Raw genomic sequence first — 18,281 nt, 5'->3', positions numbered from 1 at the left:
ACTATGACAATGACACTATGATACTAGTTTATCTTATCATTTATAATTTTCTTTTATTTTACAATAAATTTTATATTTTTTCAACGAAAGTCAAGAAGTGACTTTATTTTTTCTATACTTTGTTATGTTTACTGAGTTTTTATAAAGGGAGATTTAATATTCACATCAATAAACTCAGCAGATACGTGGCGTTGCGAAATATCTACTAGCATATCTGTTGTAATTTTGGCTTTTTCTTCTAAATTATTTCGATCACCAATATGAATTGGCAAGCCTTCTACTGTATAGGCAATCATTTTATCAGCATCACCTACATTAATTTCGCCAATTTGTTTTCGTGTATCTTCACTGAAAGCTTCCATATACGTAATAGCCCCACGGATTCCTTCAGCTTCGATAGTGTCACCCAATAACGCATTCCCTAAGCGTACTCCAGAAATAATAGGTACCGTTGTATCTGGAATAGTAGCACTACTAGCAATGACCATACCATGTCGATCCAAGGAAACAAAACCAAATTGGGAAGGAACCACAACCATAGCTTTCCGTTCTTTCACATCTACCTGCAAAGTAAGTGGCAATGCATAAGATACATGAACTGTATCAACTCGTAAATCTTTTTGCAAACGCTCTTCTAAAGCACCAGTTCTCACTCTCAGAATATTAACAGGATATCCTAAATCACCTATATGCACCACATCTTCTGATGTTAATTGACTATTCCCTGTAACCTGAATTTGACCTATTGGTAGAGGTAATGTAAAAAGACCAATCAATACGCATGCACCGACGACTACCTTCCAGAATACTGACTTTGATCGTTTGTGTGGTTTTGACTTTCGTCTGCGACGTACACGTTTTGGGCCCTCAGGTGTATCTATGGTCACAACTTCCCAATTATCTTCTTCTATAGCAGGAATTGGCCTTTCACCGATTGGCTGTTCCTCAGATGGATGAATGATATGTTCCTCCTTATTTTGAAACCCATTTACCTTCATACGTACTCCTAAAATTTATGTAGTCCAGCAGATTGAAGAATTTGTTCGCACAATTCAGGAAATTCAATCCCCACAGCTTTTGCGGCTTTAGGTACCAAAGAAGTAGCTGTCATTCCCGGTACTGTATTGTATTCCAATACAAACATATTATCTGCGCTGTTCATCATAATATCCACACGGATAACTCCAGCACATTGCATCTGTTGATATACAGACTCACCAATACGTTGCATAGCATTCGCTTGCTCTTCTGTGATTGGTGCTGGCACTAAATACTCAGTAGCACCAGTCGTATATTTAGAGGCATAATCATATTCACCAGAATGTGGTCGAATTTCAATGACTGGCAAAGCTTTCCCATCTAATACAGATACAGTAAATTCTCTGCCATCTACAAATTCTTCTACTACAATAACATGGTCTATGTCTAAGACTTGTTTCACTTCTGCATCAACAGTTGTTTCGTCTTTAATAATAGCTACACCAATACTAGAACCTTGACTAGCTGCTTTCACAACAAAAGGCACTTTAAAATTAGCATGAATATCTTTTAGAATCGCATCCACAGATTGTAATTGGCTATCATAGGATTTTGAATTTGCTGTAGGAATCTGCGCACCTAAAAATACATGCTTGCTCATTTTTTTATTCATTCCTACTGCATGCGCCATAACACCAGATCCTGTGTAAGGAATACCTGCCATTTCAAGAGCTCCTTGTAAAGCTCCATCTTCTCCATACTTGCCATGAATGGCATTAAATACAACATTACACCCTAAAGCTTGTAAGTCTTGTACTACTGTACTAGGATTACATTCTAAAGTAGTAGCTTTATATCCTTTACTTTGTAATGCTTCCGCAATAGCTGCAGCCGTTCTTCTAGATACATCGGCTTCTTTCGATGGTCCTCCCATGAGGACAATGATACGTTTATCCTTCACTTTATTTTTCCTCCAATAAAGCTAATAGTTTAGGTCCAAATTGATTAATATTACCTGCCCCCATAGTGATAACTAAATCATTAGGTTGAATAAACTCTAGTACAGTTTCTGGCAATGTATTCACATCCGCCACATAATGAATCTCTTGACCTGTCAGTTCTTTAATCATCAATGGGATAGACATACCATCAATTCCCGCCTCAAGCTTTTCACCAGCACTATAAATATCTGTAATGAACACCAGATCAGCCTCTTTGAAAGCTGTTCCAAACTCACGTAACAATAATTTTGTGCGGCTATACCGATGCGGCTGGAATAAAATTACTACACGATGATCTTCCAAAGATTTTGCCGCCTTAATAGTAGCTGCAATTTCTGTAGGGTGATGAGCATAATCATCTACCACCCAAACGTCTTTTACATGACCTTTTGTTTCAAAACGACGTTTAGCACCAATAAATTTACGCAAAGCTTGAGCAACTACTTCAAAGGAGATTCCTTCTCCCAAGGCAACTACAAGTGCACCTAATGCATTTAATGCATTATGTTGACCCGGTACAGCTAAACGTAAGGTACCTAGTACACTATCTTTATGAACCACTTCAAAGGTAGTAATCCCTTGTTCAATGCGCAAGTTCTCAATGCGGTAATCGTTGCCTGGTCCTAAACCATATGTAATACATTGACGTTTAATATCTGGCATAATCCGCCGAATCGATGGATTATCACCACATACGACAGCAACACCATCTTCAGGTAATTTCATAGAAAACTCTGTAAAAGCTCGCAATAAGTTTTCCACCGTCCGATAATGGTCCATATGGTCATTTTCAATATTTGTAATCACGATGCGCTTAGGATTTAAGTGTAAGAAAGACCCATCACTTTCATCAGCTTCAGCGATACTATATTTACCTTGCCCCACATGACTACTACCATTTAAATAATCTACTTCTCCACCGATGATGATAGTAGGATCTTGCTTCGCTTCCATGAAAATTTGACCAATCATAGACGTAGTTGTAGTTTTACCATGTGCTCCAGCCACAGCAATACCATACGTTTCATCTAACACAGCTTTCACCACGTCGGACCGATGTAAAATTGGTATATTTCGTTCTCTGGCTCCTACAATTTCAGGGTTATCATCGTGGATTGCTGTTGAGCGGATGACCACGTCTACCCCTTCTACATGTGCAGCATCATGGCCCATAAAAATAGTAGCCCCTGCATTTCTGAATTTTTCTGTAATAGCAGATTCTTGGATATCAGAACCAGATACAATAAAGCCTTTTTCAATTAATACATGTGCAATAGCACGCATGCCAGAACCAGCAATTCCGATTAAATGTATGCGTTGATAGGTATCTAACATAGAGATACTCCTTCCTATGATTTCTTAATAGATATAGCCAACTTAGCAATTTCCATAGCTGCCTGAGGCTTTCCTAATTGTAATGTAGCCTCAGCCATACGTTGACGGCAAACTTGATCCTGTAGCATTGCATCGACCGCTTGTAGTAGTCTTGTACCATCTAATTCTTTATCTACTATCATCTTGGAAGCACCTGCCTCTACGAATGCTTTTGCATTAAAAGTTTGATGGTCAGCGGCTGCATACGGATAAGGGATTAAAATAGATGGTATACCACGCACTGCTAATTCTGCTAGCCCTATAGCTCCAGATCGGAATATAGCCATGTCAGATGCAGACATGGCCATATCCATATTGTCTAAGTAAGGAACTATATATGATGTTGGGCTGTAAACATCTCCTTCTTGTATACCTAAACTTTCACAAACGCGACCGTATTCATCGGTACCTGTAGCGTGAATAATTTTAACATCCTCTCTACCTTTGTATTGTTCATGAACAGACTGCATAGCCGTATTAATACTGCGTGCGCCACGAGAACCACCAGCTACTAAAATCGCAGTTTGGTTTTCACGTAAGCCAAAGTATGTTCTAGCCTCTTCTCGATTCGCTGCAACTACACTAGGACGCACTGGATTTCCAGTATATACAACCTGCTTTGCCTTTGGAAAATGACGGGTCGCTTCTTCATATCCTACAGCCACCACATCGACAAATCGGCTCAAAATTTTATTTGTGATACCTGGCACTACATTCTGTTCTTGAATTAATGTAGGAATACCACGCAAGGCAGCTGCTAATAGCAGAGGACCACATACATAACCTCCAGTACCAATGACAATATCCGGCTTAAACTCAGAGATTAATTGATTGGCTTTCCACAAGGAGGACAATGTTTTACCTGCTGTTACCAAAGTATCTAAAGACAATTTACGTTGCAATCCTTGCACAGGTAATGTAGTAAATGGAACCCCTTCTTTAGGAACGATCCGTGACTCAAGGCCTCTTTCAGTTCCTACATAGAGAAAGTTAGCATCTACCATTGTATCTAATGTTTTATAAATCGTGAGGGCTGGATAAATATGTCCACCAGTACCTCCACCTGAAATCATGATATTCATGTATGACCCCTTACAATCGTTCTACTAATCTTCGGAAATGATCGCCTCTATCTTCAAATCGTGCATACCAGTCAAAACTTGCACAGGCTGGAGATAATAATACTACATCCCCCTCTTCTGCAATACGAGCACTTAAAGCTACAGCATCTTCCATAGATTCGCAACGATGAATATGAGGTACGCCCACTTTTACAGCTGCTTCTGCAAAGCGCTGTGCTGCTTCACCAATAAGAATTAGTTCTTTTACATTCGTTTTCACTAACTCCATCATTTCATCTAGGTCTGTCATTTTATCTTTACCACCTGCAATCAGCACAAGAGGTGAAGTAAATGACTCTAAGGCTTTAATGGTGGAATCCGTATTAGTTGCCTTAGAATCGTTATAATACGTAACACCATGTAGAGTACGAATACGTTCTAAACGATGTGCTACACCATGGAATTTTGCAATCGCCTGATAGATATCTTCTACTGACACACCCAAAGCATAGGTTAAAGCAATGACACTCAGAATATTTTCAATATTATGAGATCCTGGAATATGGATATCTTTTGTCGTAATCACTGGTACGGCATTTCCATGCATCACCGCATAGCATGTATCATTTTCAAAATACGCGCCATCTGTGACAGGCCGTTCTTGACTAATCCACAACACATGCCCTTTTACTCGTTTTGCCATATCTGCCACAATCGGAGAATCAAAATTTAATACTGTCCAATCCCCTAATTCTTGATTACGGAAAATATTCTCTTTCGCTTCTTGATATCGTTCCATTGTTTTATGGCGTAATAAATGGTCTGGTGTCACATTCAGCAAGATAGCTCCTTTAGTACGAAACTTATCTATACTTTCCAATTGATATGATGAAAGTTCAGCCACCAACACACCCGTTTCAGGCACTGCCAAGGCTTGTTCACTAAGGGAGTAGCCAATATTACCGCCTACATAGACATCCCATTTAGCTTCTTTCAAAACCTCTGCCAATAAAGAAGTAGTCGTAGTTTTGCCATTTGTGCCTGTAACACCTAAAATAGGAGCTTTTGACACTTCATAAGCAATTTCCACTTCCCCTACTACAGGAATATGTCGTTTTTTCGCCTCTTGGATGATAGGTATCTCCAAAGAAATACCAGGAGATACAACTACTCTCGTCACCGTATCTAGTAGCACAAAATCTTGTTGACCTGTAATTACTTCTATACGATTCTCTGCTAACCGCTGACTTTCAGCAGGGTCAAAATCAATTTGTTTATAATCATTAAGCGTAACAGTAGCGCCAAGTTTAGCCAATGTATGAGCTACACCAATACCACTAAGTCCAGCACCTAATACTAATACATGAGAACCTGAATAATCCATTCTAACCACCTAACCCTATATGCAAGAATAACGGCCCTTACTAGTAGAGCCGTAATCTATATTATTTCATGCCTAACAGTGCTATACCTAACAAAGCCATCACTAACGAAACGGCCCAGAATACATATACCACTTTCCGCTCACTCCAGCCACCTAATTCAAAATGATGGTGAATTGGGCTCATACGGAAAATACGAACCCCTCTAGTTTTAAAAGAGACTACCTGTAAAATAACAGATAATGCTTCTACTACAAACACAAAACCTATCACAATTAACAATAGTTCCGTCTTCGTAGCAATAGCCATTCCTGCGAAAGCACCACCTAATGCCAAAGATCCTGTATCACCCATAAATACTTTCGCAGGATTCGCATTGAAGTATAAGAATCCTAAGCAAACTGCACTTACAATAATACCAAAAAAGGTAACACTTAAGGAACCTACTAATAATCCTACCACTGCAAAAGCTGCTCCTGCAATAGCAGAAATACCAGTTGCCAATCCATCTAAACCATCTGTTAAGTTAACAGCATTTGTTGTCCCCAAAATAATGATAAATGCTAATACATAATAAGCATAACCAAGATCTACAGTGATGTCTACTAGAGGAATCCATAAAGTCGTTGGCAACGCTGCATAAGCGATAGAAATATAGCAAAAGATAATCGCTAACACCGCTTGACCTAGTAATTTTTGTTTTGCCGTTAATCCCAAATTACGGTGTTTCACAGCTTTAATAAAATCATCACTAAATCCTAATGCACCATGCCCTAATGTTAGAAATAATAGCATCCACAATGTTACAGAATAGGGCGGTACTATGCAAACTGCAACGACTAAAGCTAGCATCATAAATAACCCACCCATGGTTGGTGTACCTGCTTTAGCTAAATGCGCCTGAGGCCCGTCTTCACGAATCGACTGTTGTGCTTTCAAACGTTGCAACAGAGGTATCCCTATTTTACCGAATACTAATGTACTTACCAGGGCTAAGCCAAAGGCTACTGCATAGTCCATATTCATGTCACATGTCTCCTTACTTATTCATGTCGTTCTTTAAAATCTTCTATAATACGTTCCATTTTTAGACCTCGTGACCCTTTCACTAGAATCACATCGCCTTCTTGTTTCACATCACAATAGGCATTGGCAATATCAAGATGACTTTTCCCTACATAAACATAAGGAACTCCAGCTTGCTTTGCTACGGAGGCCGTTATCTTCATCATATCGCCAAAGGTGAACACCATATCATAGTGCTCTTCTCCAAGAATCCTGCCAATCTCCTCATGAGCTGTTTTAGAATGATCACCTAACTCTAACATATCTCCTAGCATAGCAATTTTACGAGTCCCTTGCAACTGCTCTATGGCTCGAATGGACTCTGCCATACTATTGGGATTTGCATTGTACGCATCATTTAATACTGTGAAAGTTGGAAATGCTACAATCTCTTGACGCATAGGAATCCCAGGAAACTCGTTAAAAGCTTCTACAATTTCTTCTTGTGGTACCCCCAAAACAGTACCCACTGCAATCGCTGATAAGGCATCATATACATTGTGAATCCCAATCATTGGTAAAAATATATTCCAATCACCTGATGTATCATGAACAGTAAAGGTAATCCCTTTCGACGTATATTCCAAGTGAGTTCCTTGTACATGAGACCCCTCTTTCATACCATAGGTCATCACGTTAGCATCCGTTACGTTAGCCATTGGTAACACAAAATGGTCGTCGTGATTTAGGATAGCAGTTCCTGTAGATGGTAACGCTTCAATTAACTCCTGTTTCGCTTTCCCAATATTTTCTTGAGATCCTAACAATTCAATATGACTGGTACCTACATTCGTAATAACACCCATAGTGGGCTCTGCAATTTCTGCTAATTCTGCAATTTGTCCAAGCCCACGCATCCCCATTTCAAGAACACATACATCATGGTCTTCTGTCAATTGTAATAGCATTTTAGGTACGCCAATTTCATTATTGTAGTTTTTCTCAGTCTTCAAAACTGTAAAAGCTTTTCCCAATACGGAGCTGATCATTTCTTTTGTCGTTGTTTTCCCTGAGGAACCAGTAATCCCAATGACAGGGATGGGAAAACGTCTACGATGGTACGTTGCCAGTTGTTGATAAGCTCGTAATGTATCTTCTACTTCAATACACACCAAGCCATCAATCGCTTTACCACGTTTCACCACAGCACCGATAGCACCACGTTCTTTGGCAACTGTTAAGAAGTCATGACCATCAAATGTCATTCCTTCTAAAGCAACAAATAATCCATCTTTTCCAATTGTACGTGTGTCTGTTGATACATCAGCAAAGGTACATGTATTCGTCCCTGTATAGGAACCTTGTGTTGCCTCTAACACTTCTTGCACTGTAAATTGTGCCATATTATCTCTCCTTCAAGGCTTCTCTTGCCACTTCACGATCATCAAAGTGGATAGTTTCCACTTTTAAAATTTGATAATCTTCATGGCCCTTACCAGCAATGATTACTACATCACCAGCAGAAGCTTCTTTGATGGCCTTATAAATAGCCTCACGACGATCTACAATGACTTCATAAGTTACATCATCATGTAAGCCTTCTTTCACGCCTACCTCTACATCTTTTACAATTTGTACAGGATCTTCCGTACGCGGATTATCTGAAGTGACAAATACACGATCTCCAAATTGTGCTGCAATACGTCCCATAATTGGACGTTTAGTAGCATCTCTATCACCACCGCAACCAAAAACAACTAAGATGCGATTTTCTACAATCTTTTTTGCTGTTTGCAAAATATTTTCTAACCCATCTGGTGTATGAGCATAATCCACAACGACTGCAAAATCTTGACCCTCTTCAATTAGCTCAAAACGTCCTGGTACTGCTGTAAAAGTAGACAATGCATTCACAATTTGTTCCATTGTCAACCCTTCATACAAGGCAGCTCCTACAGCCGCCAAGGTATTATATACGTTGAACATGCCTGCAATTTTTGTAGAAATTGGATACTGTTTACCTTCATAGGATAAAGTAAATTGGGAAGACTTAGCAGTAATAACTAAATCTGATGCATTCATTGTACCTTTGCCCTCTGCACTATAGGTAATCATAGGTGCTGTGGTTACATCTACAATAGCTTGACCATAGGCATCATCCACATTAATAACAGCCCCCTTACCTTCTTTCACTTGATAGGAAGCACTCACTTGTTTGAAAAGTTTAGATTTTGCAGCTAAATAATTATCAAATGTTTTGTGAAAATCTAAGTGATCCTGCGTTAAATTAGTAAACACAGCCGTATCATATTCTACACCTGCTGTACGTCCTAACGCTAGGGCATGAGAGGAAACTTCCATAACACAATGTGTGACACCAGCATCCACCATTTGTTGTAAAATTTGTTGTAAATCTGCTACATCTGGTGTGGTGTTATGAATCGGATAGGATTGGTCATCAATTAAGATATGTACTGTACCAATAATTCCCACCGTATATCCCTGAGAACGCAACATATGACCAATGATATGCGTCGTTGTAGTTTTACCATTTGTTCCTGTAACACCAATCATACGCATTTTTGAAGCTGGATAATCGTAGAAAAAAGGGACCGCATCTTGTAATGCTTGTCTTGTATCCTCAACGTATAGTACAGCCACATGTTCTGGTACTGTTACTGGTTTAGACGCAATAATTGCTACCGCGCCGTCCTCCACAGCTTTATCTACAAAATTATGAGCATCCACCGTAGCCCCTACCAAACAGATAAACAAACTACCTTGCTGTACCGTTCTAGAGTCAGCCGTAATATGGCTAACAGTAGCTGTTAAAGGACCTTCTACCTTTGTAGGAGATACCACCTTTACAATGTCTTCTACTCGTTTCATATTGATTCCTCCAATCATAGAGAAAGCAGCCCAAAAGGACTGCCTTCATCATTCTCTAATATCCTTTTTCATCGTCACATTGCGTTCTTCCACTGTGTTTTTGCTAGTGTAAACGAAATTATCTGGTAATACCATGCCAAGTTTTTGCTGCGCTATTTTTTGAATACGCGTAGGAGATCTTAATTCTGCTAAACCTAAGTTATATTCATAATTAGTACGATTTTCTAACACGATTTGTTCCTGCAAATTGACTGTCTCTTTACGTGCATTTTCTGTTACTCCTGTTAAGAGTAAGCAAGTCAACCCTAAGACCAGCCCCAGTAATACAGTTAACAAGCACTGGCGCATATCTGGTGTTACATCCCAGATGAACGCTTGTGTTTTTACTTTCTTCCTTCTGACAGGCTCTACATAAGGTGCTGATTGTTCCCAATACGCAGCCTTTCGTACTAACATAACTATTCCTCCCAACTATACTTTCACAGCTACCCTCAACTTGGCACTACGGGACCGTGGATTCTCTTCTACTTCGTCTTTGGTTGGCTCAATGGCCTTATTCTTCGCTTTTACTAGGGGTACATGATGACATACACATACCGGTAGGTTCGGTGGGCATGTACACCCTTGTGCTAACTCTTTAAAAGTTTGCTTTGTAATTCTATCCTCTAAGGAATGGAATGTAATCACTGCAATTCTTCCACCTGCTTGTAACATAGATACAGCATCTACAAAAGCATCATGTAAAATTTGAAGTTCTTGATTCACCTCTATACGAAGTGCTTGGAACGTTCGTTTTGCAGGATGTGGACCATCTTGTCTAGCCTTTGCAGGAATGGCACGTTTTATAATATCCACTAACTGAAAGGTGGTCATTATGGGTGCTTCTTCTCTTGCCTCAAGAATGAATTGGACAATTCGTTTGGCCCATCGCTCTTCACCATACTCCCAAATGATGCGATACAAATCCTCACCAGAATAGGTATTCACAATAGTTTCTGCGGTTAAAGTTCCACTTTGATTCATACGCATGTCCAAAGGACCGTCTTGCATATAGGAAAAGCCTCTATCTGCTGTATCTAGCTGATGGCTAGATACACCTAAATCGAAAACAAATCCATCTACTTTGGTAATACCAGCCTCTTGCAAAGCTGTTTTTAAGTTAGAAAAATTAGTTTGTATGACTTTCACCTGACAAGACAAATCAGACAACCGCTGAGATGCTGCCTCTAATGCCGCTACGTCTTGATCTAAACCGATAATCATACCCTCTGAAGATAATCGTTCACCAATAGCATGGGAATGTCCCCCACCACCTAATGTACAATCCACATAGGTTCCATCTGGTTTAATCGCCAATCCGTCAAGCGTTTCATTGAGCAATACACTCACATGATGAAAGTCCATAGTTCCTCACTTAAAATCCAATATCATCCAAATCAAGTTCTTCTGCCATCGCCTCAATATTGCCGTAAATTTCATTGTTATATGTTTGCCAACGATCTTTACTCCAAATTTCGATGCGTTCGCCATTACCAACCACAACTACATCTTTTTTTAACTCACCGTGAGCACGAAGATTACTCGGTATCAAAACACGGCCTTGTTTATCAAATTCAAGATCTGCCGCACCGCCCACAAAAAAACGTACTAAACCACGTTGGTTGGCTTTATTCGAGCTTTGAGAACTTAATTTTTTGGCTAATTCTTCAAATTTTTCTTGTGTATAAATGGCTAAGGTGTGATCAAAATATCGTGTAACAACGCAAGTTTCTCCTAGTTGTTCACGCATTTTGGCAGGAATGATCATGCGCCCTTTACTATCTATTGTATGTGAAAATTCACCTTTAAACATAGCAAGGACACCTCCTTTTTCTACACCTTCTCGCCCTTATTACCACTATATGGTAAATTTTACCACATTTCCCCACTTTTAACAACAAATAAAACACTTAAATTATAGATAATTATACAAATTTTATCTTTATCTCTAATAATATCGAAAACTAAGTATAATATTTATATATATGTTCGTATATTTAACTTTATTATCGAACACTTTTCAATAAAAACCATAGTGGTAAAAAGTGGGAGATTTTTTCCATATTTTGCCAATATCTCCCTAAGATGAGACTTAATTGGGTAACATTCCCCCAAATAGATACATAGTAATAAAAAAAGATAGTCGAATCATAGATTCAACTATCTTTTTCACTATTCTAATAACTATTCAAATATCTTTGCCGTAAGCTCTTCTTTTATAATTGACCTACTCGTTTCATCGCATCATAAATACGTTGTGCCAATCCTGTGATTTGTCGTTTAGGAATAGAACATACGGCTATACGAATACCGCCAGATACAGGAATTAAAAATACATTTTCTTTTTTCAATTCCTCTACCACAGCTTTTGGATTATCACATGGAATCGTAGCAAAAAAACCACCCATATATGGCAACATTGGTAACCCAATCGCTTTTCCTTCACACTCTAAAATACCTGATCGTTCTTCTACAAGACGAGAATAACAATTACGCTCTTCTTCATAGCATTTCAATTTTTCAGGATCATGCACAATATTGGCTACTGTGCGCATGGCTGGTCGATTAATGTTAGACCATGTACCACGCGAAGCCATTTGATTAATATCAAAAAACTCTTGTGCCACTTCTTTATCAGAAGTAATCCCTAACATACAACCAACACGTTGACCGTACATAGTAAATCCTTTAGAAATACTGTAGCATACTACTGTTAAAATATCTTTTGACAAATGTTCAAACTTTTTAAAGAATCGACGTACATCTTCTTTAGGTCCAGAGAAATCAATATAGGCTGCATCCACACCAATAATAACTTTATTCTTACCAGTATTAACAATACGATTCGCCAAATCTAATACCTTATCCCAATCACTTTCGCATAAAGAAAAACCGGTTGGGTTATTACCAGGCGTATTAAAAATTACTACCACATTTTCTTGTTTCTCAGCAAGCTCTAACATCAAAGATTGTAAAGCTTCAAAATTAAACCCATAGTTTTCATCAAATAAAGGATAGGTAATAAGTTCTCGTCCATTATCTCGGCATATTTGTTTATAAGCCCCCCAGTACCAATCAGCAGTAATGACTTTATCACCTAGTTCCGTATAGTTGTGTACCAAATGATGAATACCACCCGTGCCACCGGCTGTGGCTATCCCTTCAATATAGGCATCTGGTCTAGATTGTCCAAAGCATTCTTGTTTACATGCTTCCACAAACTCCTTTAACCCTTCAATCGGTGCATACGCAACATATTCATTACGAGGCAAGTTACGGAACTCCTCTTCTACCACTTTCAAGAAAACGATATCACCATTTTCATCTAGGATAGATCCCACAGTTCCAATTAACACGTTTTCTTTTCCATATTGTTTCGCTGCCTCTTGAGCTTGTGAGTTAGTGGCAAAGATCACATCATTTGCTTTTTTCCCACGCGCTTGTTTTGCTGCCATACTCATAGTAAACACCTTCCTATATTTGTTATCTATTTTATACCTATATTACTAGTTTACAAGAAAAATGATTCTCCTACAAGACATGTGACTCATGTATACACAATAGTTTTTCAGTCCATTCTATTTTCTTTATGTTGAAAGCATATCCCCTTTTTATACATTCTTATGATAGTATGTATACTCCATTCCTATCTACAGTAACTATCAGTTCAGACTACGCAAACAAAAAAGCAGATACATAACCAACTTGGATTATATATCTGCCTTCTATCTTTATATACTTTTCTAGTAAGGAGTAGATTATACGTCTATAGTTTAACTAGTTTCTGCATTTTACCTCAAGGAAATACAGCAGAAATCTAGCTAATTATTCTACTCTACCACCTAAGTATGCTTCCATCACTCTAGGATCGTGACGAATTTCTTCAGCTGGTCCTGAAAGAACAATTTTACCTGTTTCTAGTACATATGCATAGTCCGCAATTTTTAACGCTTGACGTACGTTTTGCTCTACTAACAAGACTGTCGTTCCTTCGGCACTGATTTCCTTGATAACTTCAAAGATTTCATTTACTACCAATGGAGCCAAACCCATGGATGGTTCATCCAACAACAACAATTTAGGACGAGCCATCAAGGCACGACCGATGGCCAACATCTGTTGTTGTCCACCAGATAAAGTACCACCTAATTGGTAACTACGTTCGTCAAGGATAGGGAAACGTTTGAATACTTTCTTAATATCAGCTTCCACATCTTTATCCTTACGAATATAAGCACCCATTTCTAAATTTTCATAGACACTCATGTCCTGTAAAATTTGTCGTCCTTCTGGAACTAGAGAAATGCCTGCTTTCACAATATCATGAGTCTTCATAGAGGTAATATCCTGACCCTCAAAGGTAATACGACCTTCTGTTGGTTTTACCAAGCCCATGATGGAACGCATAGTTGTAGATTTACCAGCGCCATTAGCGCCAATCAAAGATACAATGGAACCTTGAGGAACTTCTAAGTTAATAGATTTTAACGCTGTAATATGACCATAACCAGCCACTACATTTTCAATTGTTAACATATTATTCCTCCTTTCCTAAGTAGGCTTCGATAACATCCGGATTGTTTTGAATTTCTTGCGGAGTTCCTTCAGCAATCTTTTTACCGAAGTTCAACACTGCTAAGCGATCACAAATATTCATCATCAATGCCATATCATGTTCTATGACCACAACAGTGATACCTAAATCACGGATTTTACCGATTAATTGGCGGAGCACTTCTGTTTCGCTATCATTCATACCTGCTGCAGGTTCATCCAATAAAATCAATTGTGGATGCGTTGCTAATGCACGAGCAATTTCCAAACGACGTTGCTTACCATACGGTAAAGATGTAGCTACTTCTTCAGCATCTTCTTCTAAACCAACAAGCTTTAAAAACTCATACGCAATGCCACGGCAACGTTCTTCTTCAATACGTTGGCGTTTTGTACGGAAGAAACTAGATAGCACGCCAGAGCCTGTACGACAATGCATGCCTGTTAGTACAGTTTCCAATGCCGTCATATTACCGAACAAACGAATATTTTGGAATGTTCTAGCAATCCCCATTTCCACAGTACGATGTGGTTTAATACCTACTACATTCATACCATCGAACACAATATTACCAGTGCTGACAGGGAATACACCAGTAATTAAGTTGAATAGCGTTGTTTTACCAGCACCATTTGGTCCAATCACACCAAACACTTCACCTTGGTTGACTTGGAAGGTAACGCCTGTCAAAGCAGCCACGCCGCCAAAGCTTTTACTTACATCATCTAATTGTAATAGCATGGTACCCTCCTATTCTTGACCAGACTTGCTTTGTGCTTTATAAGCTTCAAAGCGTTCTGTTAATACTTGTGATTCTGGAATATACGGTGTCTTTTTTACACCTAATTTACGGTAGATTTTATCCATCAACTCTTCTGTCAAAATACCATCAGGACGAACAGCCATCAAGATGACTAAGAGTGCACCGTAAATAATATCGCGATAATCTGCCAAGAAACGCAATACCTCTGGTAACAATGTCAAAATGAAAGAACCTAGTACAGAGCCCCACACTACATTGGAACCACCAAATACTGGGAATAATAAGATTTGTACTACTTTGTGGTAGCTAAAATCTGTAGGGTTAATGAAGTTTGTAATATGGGCATACAAACCACCGCCAATACCTGCGATGAAAGCACCGATGACGAATGCTAACATTTTGTAATACACTACATTAATACCCATTAATTCTGCCGCATGGTCATCTGCTTTAATAGCTTGGAATGCACGACCAATACGGCTATTGTGAATACGTAGACAGAATAGTATAACTAAGGCTAAAATGACTAACAAAATAACGATAGTTAATAAATTACCCCATGTCAATGCATCGATGTCTAACAAACCATCCATATCAAATTCATAAACATAGTTCGTCAATTCTTGAGCAATCGCTGGAATCCCTGAAAGACCCAAGGCCCCATGTGTCACTTCTAAGTTCAAGAAGATAACACGCACTACTTCGCCAAAGCCTAACGTAGCAATCGCCAAGTATAAACCTTTCAAGCGTGTCGTTGGAAGTCCAATCACAATAGCTACTAATGCCGCTACAATGCCTCCAATAAAGATAGCAATCGGAATCGGTAGATCAACTTTCAAAGTAAGCAAGGCACCCACGTAGGCACCTACGCTCATGAAACCTGCCGCACCCAATGTCAACTGCCCTGTAGAAAGGGTGAAGAAAATAGAAATACCCATAATGGCATTGATGATGAAGAACATCACAATTTGTAGATAATATGGATTTAAAATTTCACTCATGGTCGTCCCCCCTTATCTTTGGATCCGAATAACCCTTGTGGTCTCCAGAATAATAAGAGAATGATTAACCCGAAGGCTACAGCATCACGGTAGGACGATGCTCCATAAGCTACGGAGAATACTTCAGATACACCTAAAATGAATCCACCCACCATGGCACCAGTGATGTTTCCAAGTCCACCGAGAATTAACACGGCTAAGCCTTTAAAACCGATGACAACACCCATCATAGGCTCTACCGCATCGAAGGATAAGCCCACCAATACACCAGCGGCAGATCCTAAGGCAGATGCCAACATCACTGTTACAGAAATAACTAACGTAGGGTTAATACCCAATAAAGAAGCTGTTTCTGTACTCAAGGATACGGCACGAATCGCTTTACCGATTTTAGTCTTTTTAATAAGTACATTTAAAATCAACATTAACACTACGGATACGCCAAGGCCAATAATTTGAACCATGGAGATTTTGAACATACCAAAATCGATAAGTCCACCAATGAAATCAGGTGGGAATGAACGTGTTTGTGGGCCCCATACAAGCAAGGCTATACTTTCAAGAAAAATAGAGACACCAATCGTAGAAATCAATGGCGCCAAATGAGATACATTTTTTTTGCGAAGTGGACGAAGTGCCACAAATTCTAACAAATATCCAAGAACTGCCCCTACAATCATAGCCACAAGAATGGCCACGAAAATATTAGCTTCAAAGACTGTCACCATAAATAAACCCACGAAGGCACCTATCATAAAGATGCCTCCGTGAGCCATGTTGATGATGTTCAATACACCAAACACAAGTGTCAATCCGATCGCTAATACTGCATAGAGACTGCCTAAAGTAAGGCCATTCACTAATTGCTGTAAAAACATCGTTTAACTCCTATTTTTGTAATGCGTCGAACTGACCGTTTTTAATTTGTAAAACTTGAACTTCCATAGATGGGTCACGTTTTTCGTTGAATTGGAATTTACCAGTTACCCCTACGAAGTCTGTAATGCCTTTCAATGCGTTACGGAATTTTTCGCGATCTGTTGTAGAACCTGCGGCTTTTAAAGCTGCTTCATACAAGAACACAGCATCATATGCTTGTGCTGCAAATTGGTCTGGTTCATGACCATATTTTTCTACATAAGCTTTGCGGAAATCACGAACTTTTTGTTCATCTTTATTAGGGAACCAAGGTGTACCTACGATAGCACCATCGGCAGCGGCACCTGCATTTTTAATGAATGCTGGGCTGTTGAAACCATTAGAACCTACTACTGGTTGGTTCATGCCAAGTTCACGCATTTTTTTCATAATCAATGCACCTTCTTGGTACAAGGAAGCAACGATGATGATATCAGGTTTTGCTTGTTGAATTTTTGTCAACTGTGCAGAGAAATCTGTATCTTTATCAGCAAATGTTTCTGTGGCTACGATTTGAACTCCTTCAGATTCCAATGCTTTTTTCGCTGTATTATTTACAGATACCATTTGGTCATTGTTGTTGGAGTACATAATCGCTGCTGTTTTGTAACCTAATACTTTGTGAGCTTGACGAATGGCTGCATCCACCGCTAAGGATTCAGGTACTGCATTACGGAAAATGTATTCTCCGATATCAGTGATACCTTCTGCTGTTGTGGAAGTACCCAATGCTACTACTTTGTTTTTATTAGCAATTGGGCCAGCTGCCATCATTTCACCAGATAACATAGGTCCAATAACAGCCACTACTTTATCTTTAGAAATCACTTTATTCATAGCATTGATGGCTTCGTTTTTATCACCTTTTGTGTCTTCCACTAATAAGTTGATTTTCACATTATTAGCATCACCATTAATTTGAGCTACTGCCAACTCTGCACCATTTTTAATGGACTCACCATAGGCAGCTGCTGCGCCGGACGTTGTTGTCAATAAGGCTACTTTTGCTTCGTTTGCATTGTTTGTTGATGAACTATTGCCACCGCAACCAGCGATCGCTGCAGCTAAAATAGCCGTGGCACCCAATGCTAGTGCACGTTTGAACATGGATTTTTTCATGTTACACCCTTCCTTTTTAATAACTCTTCGTTTGGATTTTCTCCCCGTGAAAGTCTCACTTTTTCATTTCACTTCATTAACATAAAGAGCAATGTATACTCCTGTAGAAAATCTATGCTTTCCTATTATGACCGTAACATGAGTAGTTTGTCAAATATAATTATAAGAATTTATATATGAGTTTAGTTAGTAAACT

At 39.0% G+C, this 18,281-nt stretch carries 17 protein-coding genes; all 17 read right to left on the bottom strand.

The features are described 5' to 3' along the window. Positions 1-128 precede the first annotated feature (128 nt). The 17 genes from EO117_RS00675 to EO117_RS00595 all read right to left on the bottom strand — a co-directional run bounded on the left by EO117_RS00675 (position 129) and on the right by EO117_RS00595 (position 18,085). Complete coding sequence (locus EO117_RS00675; protein WP_126938632.1) at positions 129-998, bottom strand: cell division protein FtsQ/DivIB; 870 nt, start codon at positions 996-998, stop codon at positions 129-131. 8 nt (positions 999-1,006) lie between these two features. After that, positions 1,007-1,939 (bottom strand): D-alanine--D-alanine ligase, encoded by a 933-nt coding sequence (locus EO117_RS00670; RefSeq protein ID WP_126938631.1) that lies wholly within the window; start codon positions 1,937-1,939, stop codon positions 1,007-1,009. A gap of 1 nt (position 1,940) precedes the next feature. Continuing rightward, on the bottom strand, positions 1,941-3,314 hold the full coding sequence (gene murC / locus EO117_RS00665) for a UDP-N-acetylmuramate--L-alanine ligase (RefSeq protein ID WP_126938630.1): 1,374 nt from the start codon (positions 3,312-3,314) through the stop codon (positions 1,941-1,943). A 14-nt stretch (positions 3,315-3,328) separates the two neighbouring features. Further along, positions 3,329-4,435, bottom strand: coding sequence for an undecaprenyldiphospho-muramoylpentapeptide beta-N-acetylglucosaminyltransferase (gene murG, locus EO117_RS00660; protein WP_126938629.1), 1,107 nt, complete (start codon positions 4,433-4,435; stop codon positions 3,329-3,331). A gap of 10 nt (positions 4,436-4,445) precedes the next feature. Next, positions 4,446-5,798 (bottom strand): UDP-N-acetylmuramoyl-L-alanine--D-glutamate ligase, encoded by a 1,353-nt coding sequence (gene murD, locus EO117_RS00655; RefSeq protein WP_126938627.1) that lies wholly within the window; start codon positions 5,796-5,798, stop codon positions 4,446-4,448. A 61-nt stretch (positions 5,799-5,859) separates the two neighbouring features. Then, positions 5,860-6,822 carry a phospho-N-acetylmuramoyl-pentapeptide-transferase gene (gene mraY / locus EO117_RS00650; RefSeq protein ID WP_126938625.1) on the bottom strand — a complete coding sequence of 321 codons (963 nt, stop codon included), beginning with the start codon at positions 6,820-6,822 and terminating at the stop codon, positions 5,860-5,862. A gap of 17 nt (positions 6,823-6,839) precedes the next feature. Further along, a complete protein-coding gene (murF, locus tag EO117_RS00645) occupies positions 6,840-8,204 on the bottom strand; it encodes a UDP-N-acetylmuramoyl-tripeptide--D-alanyl-D-alanine ligase (RefSeq protein ID WP_126938623.1) in 1,365 nt (454 codons plus the stop codon). Position 8,205: 1 nt separating this feature from the next. Beyond that, positions 8,206-9,690 (bottom strand): UDP-N-acetylmuramoyl-L-alanyl-D-glutamate--2,6-diaminopimelate ligase, encoded by a 1,485-nt coding sequence (locus EO117_RS00640; protein WP_126938621.1) that lies wholly within the window; start codon positions 9,688-9,690, stop codon positions 8,206-8,208. A gap of 48 nt (positions 9,691-9,738) precedes the next feature. Beyond that, complete coding sequence (locus tag EO117_RS00635) at positions 9,739-10,146, bottom strand: hypothetical protein (RefSeq protein ID WP_126938619.1); 408 nt, start codon at positions 10,144-10,146, stop codon at positions 9,739-9,741. A 15-nt stretch (positions 10,147-10,161) separates the two neighbouring features. After that, on the bottom strand, positions 10,162-11,094 hold the full coding sequence (rsmH, locus tag EO117_RS00630; RefSeq protein WP_126938617.1) for a 16S rRNA (cytosine(1402)-N(4))-methyltransferase RsmH: 933 nt from the start codon (positions 11,092-11,094) through the stop codon (positions 10,162-10,164). A 10-nt stretch (positions 11,095-11,104) separates the two neighbouring features. Further along, positions 11,105-11,542, bottom strand: a complete 438-nt coding sequence (gene mraZ / locus EO117_RS00625; RefSeq protein WP_126938615.1) for a division/cell wall cluster transcriptional repressor MraZ — start codon at positions 11,540-11,542, stop codon at positions 11,105-11,107. 403 nt (positions 11,543-11,945) lie between these two features. Continuing rightward, positions 11,946-13,190 (bottom strand): pyridoxal phosphate-dependent aminotransferase, encoded by a 1,245-nt coding sequence (locus EO117_RS00620; protein ID WP_126938613.1) that lies wholly within the window; start codon positions 13,188-13,190, stop codon positions 11,946-11,948. A 364-nt stretch (positions 13,191-13,554) separates the two neighbouring features. After that, entirely contained in the window at positions 13,555-14,265 is a 711-nt protein-coding gene (locus tag EO117_RS00615; RefSeq protein ID WP_126938611.1) for an ABC transporter ATP-binding protein, read from the bottom strand. A gap of 1 nt (position 14,266) precedes the next feature. Further along, positions 14,267-15,025 (bottom strand): ABC transporter ATP-binding protein, encoded by a 759-nt coding sequence (locus EO117_RS00610; protein ID WP_126937350.1) that lies wholly within the window; start codon positions 15,023-15,025, stop codon positions 14,267-14,269. 9 nt (positions 15,026-15,034) lie between these two features. Continuing rightward, complete coding sequence (locus EO117_RS00605) at positions 15,035-16,048, bottom strand: branched-chain amino acid ABC transporter permease (protein ID WP_126938609.1); 1,014 nt, start codon at positions 16,046-16,048, stop codon at positions 15,035-15,037. Continuing rightward, positions 16,045-16,926: a branched-chain amino acid ABC transporter permease gene (locus EO117_RS00600; RefSeq protein ID WP_126938607.1), complete on the bottom strand. Its 882-nt coding sequence runs from the start codon at positions 16,924-16,926 to the stop codon at positions 16,045-16,047. The genes EO117_RS00605 and EO117_RS00600 overlap by 4 nt, the downstream gene beginning before the upstream one ends. Positions 16,927-16,936: 10 nt before the next feature. Continuing rightward, positions 16,937-18,085, bottom strand: a complete 1,149-nt coding sequence (locus tag EO117_RS00595) for an ABC transporter substrate-binding protein (protein ID WP_126938605.1) — start codon at positions 18,083-18,085, stop codon at positions 16,937-16,939. Positions 18,086-18,281 lie beyond the last annotated feature (196 nt).

It is taken from the genome of Veillonella sp. VA142 (genome assembly GCF_003992135.1).
Taxonomy (GTDB): Bacteria; Bacillota; Negativicutes; order Veillonellales; family Veillonellaceae; genus F0422.
The sequence above is the reverse complement of the archived record's forward strand: the minus strand, read 5'-3'. Positions and strand labels throughout refer to the sequence as shown.

Excerpts from the sequence above, each read along its gene's own strand:
- EO117_RS00675 (WP_126938632.1), bottom strand. The coding sequence starts at position 998 with ATGAAGGTAAATGGGTTTCAAAATAAGGAGGAACATATCATTCATCCA.
- murC (WP_126938630.1), bottom strand. The coding sequence starts at position 3,314 with ATGTTAGATACCTATCAACGCATACATTTAATCGGAATTGCTGGTTCT.
- murG (WP_126938629.1), bottom strand. The coding sequence starts at position 4,435 with ATGAATATCATGATTTCAGGTGGAGGTACTGGTGGACATATTTATCCA.
- murD (WP_126938627.1), bottom strand. The coding sequence starts at position 5,798 with ATGGATTATTCAGGTTCTCATGTATTAGTATTAGGTGCTGGACTTAGT.
- mraY (WP_126938625.1), bottom strand. The coding sequence starts at position 6,822 with ATGAATATGGACTATGCAGTAGCCTTTGGCTTAGCCCTGGTAAGTACA.
- murF (WP_126938623.1), bottom strand. The coding sequence starts at position 8,204 with ATGGCACAATTTACAGTGCAAGAAGTGTTAGAGGCAACACAAGGTTCC.
- EO117_RS00640 (WP_126938621.1), bottom strand. The coding sequence starts at position 9,690 with ATGAAACGAGTAGAAGACATTGTAAAGGTGGTATCTCCTACAAAGGTA.
- EO117_RS00635 (WP_126938619.1), bottom strand. The coding sequence starts at position 10,146 with ATGTTAGTACGAAAGGCTGCGTATTGGGAACAATCAGCACCTTATGTA.
- rsmH (WP_126938617.1), bottom strand. The coding sequence starts at position 11,094 with ATGGACTTTCATCATGTGAGTGTATTGCTCAATGAAACGCTTGACGGA.
- mraZ (WP_126938615.1), bottom strand. The coding sequence starts at position 11,542 with ATGTTTAAAGGTGAATTTTCACATACAATAGATAGTAAAGGGCGCATG.
- EO117_RS00620 (WP_126938613.1), bottom strand. The coding sequence starts at position 13,190 with ATGAGTATGGCAGCAAAACAAGCGCGTGGGAAAAAAGCAAATGATGTG.
- EO117_RS00615 (WP_126938611.1), bottom strand. The coding sequence starts at position 14,265 with ATGTTAACAATTGAAAATGTAGTGGCTGGTTATGGTCATATTACAGCG.
- EO117_RS00610 (WP_126937350.1), bottom strand. The coding sequence starts at position 15,025 with ATGCTATTACAATTAGATGATGTAAGTAAAAGCTTTGGCGGCGTGGCT.
- EO117_RS00605 (WP_126938609.1), bottom strand. The coding sequence starts at position 16,048 with ATGAGTGAAATTTTAAATCCATATTATCTACAAATTGTGATGTTCTTC.
- EO117_RS00600 (WP_126938607.1), bottom strand. The coding sequence starts at position 16,926 with ATGTTTTTACAGCAATTAGTGAATGGCCTTACTTTAGGCAGTCTCTAT.
- EO117_RS00595 (WP_126938605.1), bottom strand. The coding sequence starts at position 18,085 with ATGAAAAAATCCATGTTCAAACGTGCACTAGCATTGGGTGCCACGGCT.